This is a genomic window from Gluconobacter oxydans, from assembly GCF_006539685.1.
Lineage (GTDB): Bacteria > Pseudomonadota > Alphaproteobacteria > Acetobacterales > Acetobacteraceae > Gluconobacter > Gluconobacter oxydans.
The window spans coordinates 133,405-147,862 of record NZ_BJNM01000003.1; the positions used below are offsets into that span (position 1 = coordinate 133,405).

Sequence of the window (14,458 nt, forward strand, 5' to 3'; positions counted from 1 at the left end):
TCCTGGGACGGGAATAGACGAAAATCATGAGTGAAACGGTTCTGCAGACCGCCATTGAAGCCGCCACGGCCTGCGCCGACATCGCCCGCAGGACCGTCCTGCCCCATTTCCGGACGTCCCTTCGTGCCGACGCCAAATCCGACGACAGCCCCGTCACCATCGCGGACCGTCAGGCCGAACAGGCCATGCGCAGCATTCTTGAAGAACGTCTGCCGGAGCACGCCATTCTAGGCGAGGAAAACGGCATAAGCGGCGCCAGCAGCGACTGGCTCTGGGTTCTCGATCCCATCGATGGCACCCGCGCTTTCCTGACCGGCCGCCCCACTTTTGGTACGCTCATTGCGCTCTTTCACAAAGGCCGCCCCGTCCTCGGGCTGATCGACCAGCCCGTTACGGGAGAGCGCTGGCTTGGCGTTACGGGGGGGCCAACCACCTTCGTGTCCGATCGTCTGCCCGGTACCATCGGCACGCGCCCCTGCCCGGAAGCGGCCGAAGCGGAACTGTCCTGCACGGCCCCAGAAATCATGACCGCGGAGCACGCCCCGCGCTTTGCCAACCTGCAAAAACATACTCGCCGCACGTCATGGGGTGGAGACTGCTATGCATACGGACTGCTTGCCCTGGGCCAGATCGACGTCATTGCCGAATGCACCATGAAACCCTGGGACTGGGGGGCGCTCGTTCCCGTGGTGGAAGGCGCTGGCGGACGCATCACGGACTGGCAGGGCAATCCTCTCACGCTCGAAAGTGACGGCACCGTTCTGGCCTGCGGAGACGCAACCCTGCTTCCCGAACTCGTCCGCCACCTTTCCTGAATCCCGCCAATCGGCTAGGGAGAGGACCCCGGCGAACGTGGCGGCAGACATGAGCCGGGACCGGTCTGGTCACGGCCAGACCTGATGGAAGCAGTTTGAATTGAAACCGGAGCCTTCCGGTTCATGACCGGGACGGATTTATGGAAACGCAGTTCTCTCTCCCCAAGAACAAGATCCGCATTCTTCTTCTGGAAGGCATTCACGAAAGCGCCGCAGCCCATTTCGCCGCAGAGGGCTACACCGAAGTGACGCGCGTCAAGGGCGCACTCGAAGGTGATGCGCTGAAGGAAGCCCTTCAGGGTGTGCACATGGTCGGCATCCGCAGCCGGACGCAGCTGACCCGCGAAGTCCTCGAAGGCGCAGACCGCCTCATGGCCATTGGCTGCTTCTGCATTGGCACGAACCAGGTCGATCTGAACGCCGCACGCATGCTCGGCATTCCCGTCTTCAACGCACCGTTCAGCAACACCCGCTCCGTGGCCGAACTGGTGATGGGCGAGATCGTCATGCTCCTCCGCCGCATTCCGTCGCGCTCGGAAGCCTGCCACAAAGGCGGCTGGGACAAGTCCGCCACCAACGCCTGGGAAGTCCGTGGCAAAACGCTCGGTATTGTTGGTTATGGCTCCATCGGCTCCCAGCTTTCGGTCCTGGCCGAGGCGTTCGGCATGCGGGTGCTGTATTTCGACGTGATGCCGCGCCTGCCGCATGGCAACGCCATCGCCGTGTCCACCCTGCATGACCTGCTCGCACAGTCCGACATCGTCAGCCTCCATGTTCCGCAGACGCCGGAGACCGATCTGCTGATCGGAGAGACGGAAATCCGGGCCATGAAGCCCAATTCCATCCTGCTCAACAACGCGCGCGGCAACGTCGTGGAGCTTGAGGCCCTCGCAGTTGCGCTGAAGGACGGACACCTGATGGGCGCGGGCGTGGACGTGTTCCCGGTCGAACCCAAGAAGGCCGGCGAAGAGTTCAAAACGCCGCTTCAGGGCCTCGAGAACGTCATCCTCACCCCGCATATCGGCGGCTCCACGATGGAAGCGCAGGAGCGCATCGGCGTCGAAGTCGCCCGCAAGCTGGTCGATTATTCGGACGTTGGCTCCACGATCGGATCCGTCAACTTTCCCAGCGTCCAGCTTCCCGAGCGTCCCCGGGGCACGCGCTTCATGCATGTCCATGCCAACCGGCCGGGCATCATGCGCCAGATCAATGACCTGTTCGCCTCGCAGAACTGCAACGTAACGGCCCAGTACCTCCAGACGGATGGTGAAGTCGGCTACGTCGTTGTCGAAGCCGAGTCGGAAGGCCCTGACATGGACACGAAGCTGCTGGACGGCCTCAAGGCCCTCGATGGCACACTGCGTGCCCGCCTGCTGTACCAGCGCGCCTGACACCCTTGCCGTTAACCAACGGTAAATAATTTCGGGCTAGGATTTGTCTCATGACGAGTCCCAGCCCGCATACACCTGCCCTCGCCCGCATCCAGAGCTTCGCCTTCTCGGGTATCGAAGCCGTTCCGGTCACGGTCGAGGTCCAGGTCTCCAGCGGCCTGCCCGCATTTCTCGTTGTGGGACTGGCGGACAAATCCGTCGGCGAAGCCCGCGAACGTGTCCGCGCTGCCCTGACAGCCATGGGACTGGCGCTTCCGCCCAAACGCATCCTCGTCAATCTCGTGCCGGCCGACCTTCTCAAGGAAGGCGCGCATTTCGATCTTCCCATAGCCCTTGGCCTGCTGTGTGCGATGGGGATCCTCTCCTTGGAGGCCGTTTCGGCCTATGCGGCTGTGGGTGAACTGTCGCTGGACGGACGCATCAATCCCGTCGCTGGCGTTCTGTCCGCTGCCATTGGTGCCGTCCAGGATGAGCTCGGACTGATCTGTCCGGCAGCCCAGGCGATGGAAGCACGCTGGGGCAATGACAGCACGGACGTTCTCGGCGCCCCCACACTCGCGGCCCTTGTTTCCCATTTTCAGGGACAGCAGATCCTGTCGCCGGCCTCGCTCCCGACCGAACATGTCATCGAGTACGGGCCGGATCTCGTGGACGTCAAAGGGATGGCAATCGGACGACGCGCTCTGGAAATTGCCGCTGCCGGGGCCCATTCCATGCTCATGAGTGGACCGCCGGGTGCAGGAAAATCCATGCTCGCCAGCCGTCTGCCCGGAATTCTACCCAACCTGACACGGGAAGAAGCGCTGGAAACCAGTCGGATCCACAGCGTTTCAGGCATTCTGCAAAACGGAAGGCTGGTCGTCCGACCGCCCTATCGCGCCCCGCATCACAGTGCGAGCCTTCCCGCCATTGTGGGAGGCGGTGCAAAAGCCCGACCCGGCGAAGTCAGCCTTGCCAATAACGGCGTGCTGTTTCTCGACGAGCTTCCGGAGTTCTCGCGGGCCTGTCTGGAATCCCTGCGCCAGCCCATCGAAACCGGCAGCATTTCCATCGCCCGTGCGGCCCATCACACCACCTATCCGGCCCGTTTCCAGTTCATCGGCGCCATGAATCCCTGCCGCTGCGGCTATCTGGGTGACCCCGAACGGAGCTGTCGCAAGGCCCCGCGCTGCGGCGAGGACTACACGGCGAAGATTTCCGGCCCGATGCTCGACCGCATGGATCTCTGCGTGCAGATCGAGCCGTTATCTCCCATCGAAATCAGCCGCGCGCCGAAAGGAGAGAGCAGCGCCAAGGTTCGTGCTCGCGTGGAAATTGCCCGCCAACGCCAGATCGACCGTCAGGGCGTTCCCAATTCGCAGGTCTCTCCGGACCGGCTCGATATGGACGACGATGCCCGCTCTCTTGCCGAACAGGCCGCTGAAAGACTGCGCCTGTCCAATCGGGGCATCACGCGCCTGATCCGCGTCTCCCGCACCATCGCCGATCTGGAAGGCACCCAGAGCATCCAGCGCCATCACGTTGCTGAAGCCCTGACCTTCCGTCGCCGTTGAGGTTCAGAACTGAAGGCTGTCCAGACCTCGTGCCAGATCGGTCTTCAGATCCTCGACGTCTTCCAGCCCGATATGCAGACGGAATGTCGCGGATGTCGGACCACCCTCACCCGTTACGCGCCGGATATGTCCCGTGGTCGGCAGGACCAGACTTTCATACCCACCCCAGGATGCTCCGATCCCAAACATCCCAAGCCCGTCGATCATACGCTCGGCGGCTTCAACGGAGATTTCCGGCTGAAGCTCCACCCCGAACAGGCCGCACGCCCCGGTAAAATCGCGCTTCCAGAACTCATGTCCCGGACAGTCTTCCAGCGCCGGATGCAGAACCCGCGCCACTTCGGGGCGTGTCTTCAGCCACTGCGCGATTTCCAGCGTCGAGCGCGACTGATGCGCCAGCCGCACCCCCATTGTCCGCAGCCCCCGCAGCGTCAGCCAGCAGTCGTCCGGCCCGGCGCATAGCCCCAGCTGGATTGCGGCATCGCGCAATGTCTTCCAGTGCGCCTCATTATTGACCGTGACCGACCCCATGATGACGTCAGAATGCCCGGCGGGATATTTCGACAGCGCCTGGATCGACACATCCACACCATGAGTGAAGGGCTGGAACACACCGATCCCCCAGGTATTATCCAGCATTAGAAGCGCTCCGGCCTCATGCGCGATTCCGGCCAGCATAGGTACGTCCTGCACCTCGAAAGTGTGACTGCCGGGACTTTCTGCGAACAGCACTTTCGTCTCCGGTCGCATGAGCGCCAGAACTTCGTCTCGGGATGCCGTGGGAGGGTAATAGGTGGTCGTCACGCCCATGCGCTGAAGCATGGTTCCCGCCAAGCGCCGCGTCGGTCCGTAAACCGAGTCGGGCAGCAGAAGATGGTCTCCACAACCCAGAAACGCCAGAAGCGGCAATGCGCAGGCGGCGAGCCCTGAGCCGACAACCTGTGTATGGGTTCCGCCCTCGATCCGGCTGAGCATTTCCTCAAGCTGGTGCTGAATCGGCGATCCCATGGCCCCGTAAACCACCTTGTGGGCATGGCTGCGACCGTCCGTCCGGTTCATGGCTTCCAGTGATGGAAACAGCACCGTCGATCCGCGGCTCACTGGCGCATTCACGAATGTTCCCGATTCCGGAAGCTCGTGTGGACGCCCCTCGCGCACCAGCATGGAGGCCATGCGGCTCCATCCCGCGCTGACCTGCTTTTCCAGATCGCTCATGCTCATCCCTCTCCCGTCACAACCGGGGCGTCGGGGTCACTGCCCCATTCCGCCCAGGATCCATCATACAAAGCCGCATCGCCATATCCCGCGATCGCCACAGCCGCCACGATCGTCGCAGCTGTCAGCCCGGAGCCGCAGGTTGCGATCACCGATCGCCCCGCCGCCGCACCCAGAATCTGCTTCAGTTCGGGAGCCGGCAGAAAGCAGCCGCTTTTATCCACAAGACGCGTCCAGTCCATGCTCATTGCGCCGGGCATGTGGCCGCTCCGCACCCCGGGACGCGGCTCCGGAACTGTCGCGGCAAACCGTCCTGCACTCCGGGCATCGAGAACGAAACTGCCCTCCCGCTCCAGCGCAAGCCGCACATCCCCCGAACCCGCCAGAAGCCCGTAGCGGGGACGGGTCCGGAAAAGGACTGGCTCCTTTGCGGACGCTGCGCCCTCTTCCACCGGGCCGCCGGCCTTCAGCCAGGCCTCCAGTCCACCATCGAGTATCCGCGCGTTCCGGTGCCCGAACAGCCGTGCAAGCCACCAGCCCCGGCAGGCACCGACACTTCCGCGCCCGTCATAAAACACGACCGGCACATCCTCGCTTACTCCAAGCGCCCCCATCAGCCGGGCGAAACGCGCGGCCCCCGGCACCGTATGCGGAAGCGGGCTGTCCGGGTCAGCAAAGACATCAATATCGAATCGCTGTGCATCGGGCAGATGGCGCTGGGCAAACGCGGCAGCGGGGTCGCCTTTCTGCCCCGGCAAAAGCACGCTGGCATCAAGGGGAATGAACCGGCCAACCTCGGAGATCAGGGTCGCGGCATCAACAAGTGGCGAGATCGTCATACCCGCACCATAGGTCGAGGGATGCGTCCGACGCTAGAGCGTGCCAATGTGTCACTCCATGAACACGCAGCCCACAGAGTCATGCCGGTCCGGGCTCCCGTCCGGCTCCAGTCAGGAGAACGGCACCGCATGACGACCGAGCGGATTCTCCTTGGCCTCATCCTGGCCGGAATTGCCTATGGATGCGGCATCATCCTGTGGCCTTTCCTCTCGGCCATCCTGTGGGCTGCGATCCTCGCCTTCACGACCTGGCCCATCTACCGCCGCATGCGCCGGCATGTCCGCCCTGCGCTGGCCGCTCTCGCCATGATGGCATTGAGCGCGCTCTTCATCGTTGTCCCTCTGGCCGTCCTGACCAGCGCGGGCATCAGCGACATTCCCGGCACGATTTCGGAAATCGACACCCTGATCCTGCATGTCACCAGCGCGAACCCGCCTCCCGCCTGGCTAAACCGTATTCCGATGGCCGGTCCTCATCTCGTGAATGCCTGGCATCATTTCAGCCATGACGTCGGCGCCTTCGCGACCGAAGTTCTGCGCCCCTATGCCGGACAGATCGCCCATCTGACGCTGACAGTCCTTCTGCGTCTGGCAGGCGGCCTCGCCGAACTCGTCATGGCGCTGTTCGTGGCGTTCTTCCTGTGGCTCAACGGCGATACACTCGGCAACACCATCACGGCGCTGATCGACCGCATCGCCGGCCCGCATACCACGCCGCGTCTCATCAACATCATCGGCCGCACAGTCCGCGGCACGGTTTACGGCATCCTTGGCACCGCCCTGATCCAGGGCGTCCTTACAGGGATCGGCCTCATGCTGGCGGGCGTGCCCTCTCCCGTCCTCCTGGCGGGCATTACCGCTTTCGTGGCCGTCTTTCCCATTGGCGCTCCGCTCGTCTGGGTCCCGGCCGCAATCTGGCTGGGCATGACCCACCATTTCGGGCACGGCCTGTTCCTCGCCATCTACGGCATCCTGATCATCTCGGGTGCCGATCACGTCATCCGCCCGGCCTTCATCGCCCGCGGTGCCCAGTTGCCCTATCTGCTGACCGTCCTGGGCGTTCTCGGCGGCATCGTGACCTTTGGCGGTGTAGGCATCTTCCTCGGCCCCGTCCTGCTGGCTGTCGGCTATACCCTGACCAGCGAGTTCGCCGCCGGCCCCCATCACCGCGAACGCAACCCCCTCTATCTGCCGGAGCCTCCGAAATGACGACGTCCCTTCAGTCCGGAGCCTCTTTCAAGATCCTGAGCTGGAACCTTTACCGCTGGGAAGGCGCGTCCCTCGAAGACGTCCTGACAGTTATCCGTGCGGAAGATCCCGATATCGTCGTCATGCAGGAAGCGCAGACAGCGGTGGACGAACTTCCCGAGATCCTCGGCGGCTATTATGACCGCATCCCACTTCCCGGACGCCCGCATGGAACAGCCTGCTGGAGCCGCCTGCCGTTTACGCGCCCTCCCTCATTCTGCCGCCTGCCGCGTGGTCTGCTGGTCAAGCGCACGGCCCAGCTCATCGATTTCGGTAGCTTCTCGCTCGCCAACGTGCATCTGTCGCATGGTCAGATCCTCAACCGGCGCCAGCTTCGCAGCATCAGCGCCAACATGCGCCACCGCGCCGTCATCATGGGTGACTTCAACCTTGTCGGTCCCGTCCTGCTCCCGGGCTTTCTGGATGTTGGCCCCAAGGAAAAGACACACCGGATGCTGAACCATGTTCCGCTGAGGCTGGACCGCTGTCTCGTGCGTGGCCTGTCCCGCCTGGAAGCGCGCGCCCTGCCGCGCTTCGGCTCCGATCACCGCCCCATCTCCGTCACGCTGCGACTGGGCGCGTAAGACCCTTACAGATAGGGCAACAGCAGCCTGATCGCCGAATTGCGCATCCGGGTCAGGAACGGCAGGCTGTCCAGATCATGATGCGTCAGCCGGTTGCGGCGATGCGTCTGCATGAAGGTAGACAGATCCTTCGCCACGCCGGTGTCATAGATTTCCAGATTGATCTCGAAGTTCAGCCGCAGGGAGCGCATGTCGATATTGGCACTCCCCACAAAGCTCCATTCATCATCCACGACCATCAGCTTGGAATGATTGAACGGCGGATCGGCCATCCACACCCGGCAGCCCGCATCCAGAAACGGCCGCAGATTGGCATCGCGCGCATGGTCGATCAGCGCGTGATTGCTGCTTCTGGGCACGACGATATCGATCACCACGCCCCGCAATGCTGCCAGAATAAGCTCCGTCGAAAAGCGGTCATCGGGCAGGAAATACGGTGTCATGACCCAGATATGGGTCCGGGCCAACGCGAAGGCCTGCAACATCCCGTATTCGATCTTTTCCAGATCCGTATCCGGGCCTGACGTCACGATGCGCATCGGCACATCCCCCACCGGGGACGGCTCGGGCAGATAACGCTCGCCTTCGAGTTCCTCACCCGTCGTGAACGACCAGTCCCAGGCGAACGCCACGGCCAGCTGATGCACGATCGGTCCCTGAAGTCGGAAATGCGTGTCCGCCACCGGCAACTTCGTCCGCAGCCGGAGCATGTTCTCCTCGCCGATGTTCAGGCCGCCCATGAAGCCGATGGTCCCGTCCACCACGAGGATCTTGCGATGATTGCGCAGATTGATGAACGGCATGCGCCAGGGCCAGACCGAGTGCATGAAGCGTGCGCAGGCCACACCCTCACGCCGCAGCCGGCGCTCGATCCCGCAGCGGAAATAGCCGCTCCCGATCCCGTCCACCAGAACCCGGACCTCAACCCCGCGCCGCTTCGCCGCCACCAGAGCCTCGGCAAAACGCTGCCCCACCTCATCATCGCGGAAAATATAGGAGCACAGGATGACCGATTTTTTGGCCTGACCGATTGCCTCCAGCATGACCGGATAGGCATTGTCCCCATCATGAAGGCAGGTGATCGAATTGCCCCGCATCAGGGGCCGTTCCGTCAGACGCCCCAGCATCTTTGAAAGCGGTGCCAGATCGCCATCCACGGTCTGGCGGTACTGCGCCAGTGGGTCGCGCCCTTCCCACAGATGCCGGTTGACCATTTTCTGCGCCCGGCGCCGGACACGGTTGATCCCGAACATCAGATACAGAACCGTCCCCAGAACGGGCGCAATCCAGCAGATGCCGATCCACCCCGTGCAGGACGCCGTATCGCGCTTGTGCACCAGCGCATGGACCGTGACGAGCAGGGGCAGCGTCCAGCGCAGGATCTGCATGAAAATGTGGAAAACGGTCCAGTGCGTCATAAATCTCCCTGCGGCGGACATCCTGTGCTGCAAACAGCACATCAGCCCCCGGATCTTCTTCCGTCATCCTTTCGCAAAGATGGAGGATGCGCCAGCCCCCGTCCTTGCGATAGGATCATCTTCCGGCCCCGTCTTTCGAAAAAGGAGAGCGTTCCATGCAGCATCGCCCACAGCTCTTCTACACGACGGCTCCGGCCCCGTGCCCCTACCTGCCCGACCGGACCGAACGCAAGGTCCTGACCGAACTCGCGGGCCCTGACGCCGTAGCCTTGCACAACCGCCTGTCCCAGGCTGGCTTCCGCCGCAGCCATGCGATCGCCTACGCCCCCGTCTGCGTCGGCTGCCGCGCCTGCACACCCATGCGTATCCCGGCCGCGACCTTCGCCCCGACCCGCACCCAGAAGAAAATCCGCAGCCGCCACACAGACCTCGTGGTGAACATCATCCCGCCGGTCCCCACCGACGAGCAGTTCCGCCTGTTCGAGATGTATCAGGCCGTCCGCCATCCCGATGGCGACATGGCCCACATGTGCTGGCGCGATTACGCGGAGCTGATCGCCAATACGCCGGTCGAGACCTTTCTGGCCGAATTCCGCCGCCCCGATGGCACGCTCGTCTGCGTCAGCCTGATGGACCGTCTGTCGGACGGACTATCCGCTGTCTACACGTTCTATGACGTCAACGACCTGACGGCCTCATGGGGCACGTTCTCGATCCTGTGGCTGATCGAAGAGACCGCCCGCCTGGGGCTGGAACACCTGTATCTGGGCTATTACGTCCCCGGCAGCCCGAAGATGGCCTACAAGGCCGCCTTCGGCCCCCCCGAAGTCTTCCGGGACGGCCAATGGAGCCTGCTGGCAGCATTATCCCCCGCCTGAATGGGGGATGATCCCGCTTCAGCTCTTGTTGCGGAGCATCCATTGCGGCGCCGCACGCCCCACGGCACCGCGGCGCCCCTCAAGCGGGGCCAGATCCGCCGTCGCACGGACACGCTGGCCTTCCTGCCACAACAGTCCTTCGGACAGGGTGAGCGTCCGGATATCCCGCAGCGTGCTGTCGCCCAGCTTCTGGAACGCCACACCGCCGCCACGCGTCATTTCCGGCACCTGCTCCAGCGGGAAGATCAGCGCCCGCTTGTTCTGCCCCAGGGTCAGAACATGGGTTCCACCCACCGGAACACAGGCAAAGACCTCGTCACCGTCCTTGATGTTGAAGACCTGTTTGCCCGTCCGTTTCTCGGCCACAAGCCCCGCTTCGGACACGATCATGCCCCGCCCGGCCGCCGAAGCGATCAGACGGCGCCCCTCATCCGAAACCGGGAACAGCGTCACCACACGGTCTTCCTGAGGCACATCCACCACAGTACGGAACGGCTGACCGAAACCACGTCCGCGTGGCAGATCCGCCGCCTTGATCGTATAAGCCTTGCCGCTGCTGGAGATCAGGCACAGACGGTCGGTGCTCTGGCATTCCACGGAGAGCCAGCCCTCATCGCCTTCCTTGAACCGGTGCCCCTGCGGATCGAGCCCATGGCCCTTCATGGCCCGGATCCACCCTTCGCGGGACAGCAGAACCGTCAGCGGCTCGCGGTCGATTTCCAGCGCCGCAGAAATATCGATGAGCTCAGGCGCGGCCGCAATCAGTGTCCGGCGCTCCCCCAGCGGACCGGAACCGAACTTCTTGATCGTGCCGTCCAGATCCTTGCCAATCCGGGTCCAGCGGCGACGCTCTGAGCCCAGCAGCGTCTCAAGGGCTTTCTGCTCGTCCGCAAGCTTATCCCGCTCACGCCGGATTTCCATTTCCTCAAGCCGCCGCAGCGAGCGCAGCCGCATGTTCAGAACAGCTTCGGCCTGAACATCCGTAAGGCTGAACGTCGCCATCAGGCTGACCTTGGGCTCGTCCTCTTCACGGATGATCCGGATCACCTCGTCAAGGTTCAGATAGACCGCAAGAAAGCCCTCAAGGATCTCCAGCCGCCGCAGCACCGCTGCGAGGCGATGGTTCGAGCGCCGCACGAGCACTTCATGAACGTGATCCAGCCAGGCCCGCAGAACCTGCTTCAGCGACAGCACACCCGGAACACGGTCTCCACCCAGAACATTCATGTTCAGGCTGAACCGGTTCTCCAGCGCCGTGTTTCGGAAGAGCGTCTCCATCAGAACTTCAGGCTCAACACCCTTGGTCTTGGGTTCCAGCACCAGACGGATATCGGTCGTGCTCTCATCCCGCACATCGCCCAGAAGCGGCAGCTTGCGCTGCTCCATCAGGTCGGCGATCTGCTCGATCAGACGGGATTTCTGCACCTGATACGGGATCTCGGTGACGATAATCACCCAGGTGCCAAACCGCCCCTGCTCCACTTCCCAGCGGGCCCGCGTCCGGAAACTGCCACGGCCGGTTTCGTAGGAACGGATGATGGAGTCGCGCTCTTCCACCAGAATACCGCCCGTCGGGAAATCCGGCCCGGGCATCAGATCCACCAGTTCGGCGATCGTCACATCCGGTTTTTCGATCAGAAGCTTGGCGGCCCGGCAGATTTCGGCGGCATTATGCGGCGGGATGCTCGTCGCCATGCCCACGGCAATGCCCGCAGCGCCATTGGCCAGCAGATTGGGGAACGTGCCCGGCAGCACGATGGGTTCGTGATCTTCATTGTCGTAGGTCGCGCGGAAATCGACCGCATCGTCCTGAATCCCGTCCAGCAGCGCCTGCGCAACTTCCGTCAGGCGGCTTTCGGTATAACGCATGGCGGCCGCTCCATCGCCGTCGATGGAGCCGAAATTGCCCTGTCCCTCAACCAGCGGATAACGGACCGCAAAATCCTGCGCCAGACGCACCAGCGCCTCGTACACGGAAGCATCGCCATGCGGATGGAACTTACCAATCACATCACCGACGACACGTGCACACTTTTTAAACCCTGATGTGGGATCAAGGCGGAGCTGCTGCATCGCATAAAGGAGGCGGCGGTGTACCGGCTTCAGGCCATCACGCACGTCCGGAAGGGACCGCGACATGATTGTCGACATCGCATACGCAATATATCGCTCGCTCAGAGCCTCAGCGAGCTTGGTATCCTCGATATGACCAGCCAGATCCGTTCCCATGCATCTCCCCTCTTTCGTGCAGGACTTAGACACTGGCGTGCCATCCTGTCCAGCGCTCTCCTCATCAGCACGGCCGCCTGCTCACCCTATCGGCCCGTCCAGAAGGCGGAAGTGTCCTTCGCCCTGGCTGGTTTCAAGGCGCATCCTGCCGATACGACCGCACGCTGGGCGATGATGAACCTCCTGCCCCCCAACACCCTGACCTACCGCATGCAGAACGGGCAGCCGGTCCTGCTCTATGCCGATCCCATCGCCTGCGGCTGCGTCTATATGGGCGATAAAACCGCCTATGCCGCATACAAGGCCAGTCATCCGATCGATGCCGCGCATGAACAGCGCATGACGGCCGAGATCAACCAGCATCCCGGCTGGGACTGGTCCGTCTGGGACAGCACAGCCGATGTGGACGTCGTCAACGGTCTGCGCCCCGGCCCCAGCCACGTTTTCTACTGATCGGACTCCGCATCAGCGTCCGGTGGTGCAGGCTGAAGCCGCTGCACATACTCCACCAGCCGCTCCCGCGCCGCCGGCAGCGGCTGGTGCCGCACGCCGAATACCCAGCGTGACAGGAAATGTCCCGTCAGCGCCAGACCATCTTTCCAGTCTTCGGGTGTTCCGTCCTGTGTTTCATCCGTCATCAGCGCGGGTAACGGAAGGAGCCTGTCCCGCCATTCGCCGGCTCCTTCCCGGCTTACCGCCCGTCCCGACCGCGGTGACACGTAGACCAGATCCTCCCGCGCGCCCGTCACCGCACATTCCGACAGGTCCAGCCCATAGCCGAGCCCGGCCAGAAGCTGGGCTTCCCAGCGCAGATAGGCCCCCATCGGCGCAGGTTCGGGCGCCACGCTGATCAGCGTCAGAAGGCGAACCAGCCGCATGAAAAGCTCCGGATGCGGCTCCCCCTGAGGTAACGCCCCATCGACCAGCGCGCAGGCACTACTCACCATCTCAAGCTGCAAAGGCGCATCAAGAATGCGCCCCGCCACGCACTGAACCGGCTCGGCCGTCAAAGTCCCGAGCTGATCCGCGAGCCGCGCCCGCCACCGCGCCATGACAAGATTGCCGGTCTGCCACAAGGAAGCCTGACGACGGGACGCTCCCCCGCGCGCCATACCATGCGAGACCCCGTGCTGCTCGCTGAACAGATGAACGAGCGCACTTCCTTCACCGTAAGGCCGGACTGACAGAACCAGCGCTGCCGCTTCCCATTCCATCGTCCATCCTCCCCGATCCGTACGCCAAAACGCAAAAAGCCCCCGCACACCGGAGCGCACAGGGGCCTTTCTACAGACTTTCGAGCCCGACCTGAACCGGGCAGACCCGGATCAGGACAGGAACGGAAAACCTTACTTGGTGCCGGCAGCAGCGGCGACTTCAGCAGCGAAGTCGCTCTCTTCTTTCTCGATGCCTTCACCGAGCTGGAAGCGCTCGAAACCGACCAGCTTCGCGCCAGCCTTCTCGACAACCTTGGCCACGCGGCTTTCGCCGTCCAGAACCCACACCTGCTCCAGAAGAACGACTTCTTCGTAGAATTTGCGGATACGGCCTTCGACCATCTTCTCGATGATGGCTTCCGGCTTGCCGGATTCACGGGCCTGCTCGATCAGAACGGCGCGCTCGCGCTCCAGGGCTTCCGGATCAACGCTGGCAACGTCCAGGGCAGCCGGACGGGTCGCAGCAACATGCATGCCGATCTGGCGGCCCAGCGTCAGCAGGGCGTCGGACTCGGACGGCGCTTCCAGAGCGGCCAGAACGCCGATCTTGCCAATGCCCGGACGCAGTGCGCTGTGGACGTAGCTGGCAACAACGCCGGACTCGACCGACAGGACCTTGGCGCGACGGATGGCCATGTTCTCGCCGATCGTGGCGATCAGGTGAGTCAGTTCGTCAGCGACCGTACGGCCCGACGGAACCTTGCCAGCCTTGATGGCGTCCAGATCGTCGCCGACTTCCAGAGCCACGTGAGCGACCTGCTCGACGAATGCCTGGAATGCCTCGTTACGGCCCACAAAGTCCGTCTCGGCGTTCACTTCGACCATGGCAGCGCGGTTCTTGGCGGACGCAACACCGACCAGACCTTCAGCCGTCGTACGGCCGGACTTCTTCGCAGCCTGGGACAGACCCTTCGTACGCAGCCAGTCGATGGCGGCTTCCATGTCGCCGGCAGCTTCCGTCAGGGCCTTCTTGCAATCCATCATGCCTGCGCCAGTGGCTTCGCGAAGTTCGCGAACCAGGGCTGCTGTGATTTCTGCCATTTATCTCATCCCTCAAAAAAGATCATGCGGCCG

The 14,458-nt window shown here is 63.1% G+C and carries 13 protein-coding genes; 7 read left to right on the forward strand and 6 right to left on the reverse strand.

The window, feature by feature from the left end; genetic code table 11:
• Positions 1 to 26: 26 nt before the first annotated feature.
• The 3 genes from GOX01_RS02505 (at position 27) to GOX01_RS02515 (ending at position 3,759) form a co-directional block, all read left to right on the forward strand.
• Positions 27 to 815: an inositol monophosphatase family protein gene (locus GOX01_RS02505; protein ID WP_062269756.1), complete on the forward strand. Its 789-nt coding sequence runs from the start codon at positions 27 to 29 to the stop codon at positions 813 to 815.
• 140 nt (positions 816 to 955) lie between these two features.
• Positions 956 to 2,206, forward strand: coding sequence for a phosphoglycerate dehydrogenase (gene serA, locus GOX01_RS02510; protein ID WP_011251666.1), 1,251 nt, complete (start codon positions 956 to 958; stop codon positions 2,204 to 2,206).
• A 50-nt stretch (positions 2,207 to 2,256) separates the two neighbouring features.
• Positions 2,257 to 3,759: a YifB family Mg chelatase-like AAA ATPase gene (locus GOX01_RS02515; RefSeq protein ID WP_011251667.1), complete on the forward strand. Its 1,503-nt coding sequence runs from the start codon at positions 2,257 to 2,259 to the stop codon at positions 3,757 to 3,759.
• Between the two features lie 3 nt (positions 3,760 to 3,762).
• On the opposite strand, the gene metC is transcribed toward GOX01_RS02515, so the two are convergent.
• Together metC and GOX01_RS02525 are read right to left on the reverse strand one after the other, a co-directional pair.
• Positions 3,763 to 4,974: a cystathionine beta-lyase gene (metC, locus tag GOX01_RS02520; RefSeq protein ID WP_024717297.1), complete on the reverse strand. Its 1,212-nt coding sequence runs from the start codon at positions 4,972 to 4,974 to the stop codon at positions 3,763 to 3,765.
• Positions 4,975 to 4,976: 2 nt separating this feature from the next.
• The gene (locus GOX01_RS02525) at positions 4,977 to 5,813 is read right to left on the reverse strand and encodes a sulfurtransferase (RefSeq protein WP_011251669.1); all 837 of its coding nucleotides are present in this window, start codon (positions 5,811 to 5,813) and stop codon (positions 4,977 to 4,979) included.
• A gap of 129 nt (positions 5,814 to 5,942) precedes the next feature.
• Between GOX01_RS02525 and GOX01_RS02530 the strand changes: the two genes are divergently transcribed.
• Both GOX01_RS02530 and GOX01_RS02535 read left to right on the forward strand, forming a co-directional pair.
• Positions 5,943 to 7,022 (forward strand): AI-2E family transporter, encoded by a 1,080-nt coding sequence (locus GOX01_RS02530; protein ID WP_011251670.1) that lies wholly within the window; start codon positions 5,943 to 5,945, stop codon positions 7,020 to 7,022.
• Complete coding sequence (locus GOX01_RS02535; protein ID WP_011251671.1) at positions 7,019 to 7,645, forward strand: endonuclease/exonuclease/phosphatase family protein; 627 nt, start codon at positions 7,019 to 7,021, stop codon at positions 7,643 to 7,645. Before GOX01_RS02530 ends, GOX01_RS02535 begins: the two co-directional genes overlap by 4 nt.
• A 5-nt stretch (positions 7,646 to 7,650) precedes the next feature.
• On the opposite strand, the gene cls is transcribed toward GOX01_RS02535, so the two are convergent.
• Positions 7,651 to 9,063, reverse strand: a complete 1,413-nt coding sequence (cls, locus tag GOX01_RS02540) for a cardiolipin synthase (protein WP_011251672.1) — start codon at positions 9,061 to 9,063, stop codon at positions 7,651 to 7,653.
• Between the two features lie 155 nt (positions 9,064 to 9,218).
• Between cls and GOX01_RS02545 the strand changes: the two genes are divergently transcribed.
• Entirely contained in the window at positions 9,219 to 9,941 is a 723-nt protein-coding gene (locus GOX01_RS02545; RefSeq protein ID WP_011251673.1) for an arginyltransferase, read from the forward strand.
• 18 nt (positions 9,942 to 9,959) lie between these two features.
• Here GOX01_RS02545 and parC read toward each other — a convergent pair whose 3' ends face one another.
• Positions 9,960 to 12,170 carry a DNA topoisomerase IV subunit A gene (gene parC / locus GOX01_RS02550; RefSeq protein WP_011251674.1) on the reverse strand — a complete coding sequence of 737 codons (2,211 nt, stop codon included), beginning with the start codon at positions 12,168 to 12,170 and terminating at the stop codon, positions 9,960 to 9,962.
• Here parC and GOX01_RS02555 point away from each other — a divergent pair.
• Entirely contained in the window at positions 12,147 to 12,623 is a 477-nt protein-coding gene (locus GOX01_RS02555; RefSeq protein ID WP_024717322.1) for a hypothetical protein, read from the forward strand. The two genes, parC and GOX01_RS02555, sit on opposite strands and share 24 nt — an antisense overlap.
• Here the strand turns inward: GOX01_RS02555 and recO are convergent.
• Positions 12,617 to 13,384: a DNA repair protein RecO gene (recO, locus tag GOX01_RS02560; RefSeq protein ID WP_024717295.1), complete on the reverse strand. Its 768-nt coding sequence runs from the start codon at positions 13,382 to 13,384 to the stop codon at positions 12,617 to 12,619. The genes GOX01_RS02555 and recO overlap by 7 nt on opposite strands.
• Before the next feature lie 132 nt (positions 13,385 to 13,516).
• The gene (tsf, locus tag GOX01_RS02565) at positions 13,517 to 14,425 is read right to left on the reverse strand and encodes a translation elongation factor Ts (RefSeq protein WP_011251675.1); all 909 of its coding nucleotides are present in this window, start codon (positions 14,423 to 14,425) and stop codon (positions 13,517 to 13,519) included.
• Positions 14,426 to 14,458: the final 33 nt, after the last annotated feature.

Coding starts and splice junctions, on each gene's coding strand:
- metC (WP_024717297.1), bottom strand. CDS start 4,974: ATGAGCGATCTGGAAAAGCAGGTCAGCGCGGGATGGAGCCGCATGGCC.
- GOX01_RS02530 (WP_011251670.1), top strand. CDS start 5,943: ATGACGACCGAGCGGATTCTCCTTGGCCTCATCCTGGCCGGAATTGCC.
- recO (WP_024717295.1), bottom strand. CDS start 13,384: ATGGAATGGGAAGCGGCAGCGCTGGTTCTGTCAGTCCGGCCTTACGGT.
- cls (WP_011251672.1), bottom strand. CDS start 9,063: ATGACGCACTGGACCGTTTTCCACATTTTCATGCAGATCCTGCGCTGG.
- serA (WP_011251666.1), top strand. CDS start 956: ATGGAAACGCAGTTCTCTCTCCCCAAGAACAAGATCCGCATTCTTCTT.
- GOX01_RS02505 (WP_062269756.1), top strand. CDS start 27: ATGAGTGAAACGGTTCTGCAGACCGCCATTGAAGCCGCCACGGCCTGC.
- GOX01_RS02545 (WP_011251673.1), top strand. CDS start 9,219: ATGCAGCATCGCCCACAGCTCTTCTACACGACGGCTCCGGCCCCGTGC.
- GOX01_RS02555 (WP_024717322.1), top strand. CDS start 12,147: ATGACCAGCCAGATCCGTTCCCATGCATCTCCCCTCTTTCGTGCAGGA.
- parC (WP_011251674.1), bottom strand. CDS start 12,170: ATGGGAACGGATCTGGCTGGTCATATCGAGGATACCAAGCTCGCTGAG.
- GOX01_RS02515 (WP_011251667.1), top strand. CDS start 2,257: ATGACGAGTCCCAGCCCGCATACACCTGCCCTCGCCCGCATCCAGAGC.
- tsf (WP_011251675.1), bottom strand. CDS start 14,425: ATGGCAGAAATCACAGCAGCCCTGGTTCGCGAACTTCGCGAAGCCACT.
- GOX01_RS02535 (WP_011251671.1), top strand. CDS start 7,019: ATGACGACGTCCCTTCAGTCCGGAGCCTCTTTCAAGATCCTGAGCTGG.
- GOX01_RS02525 (WP_011251669.1), bottom strand. CDS start 5,813: ATGACGATCTCGCCACTTGTTGATGCCGCGACCCTGATCTCCGAGGTT.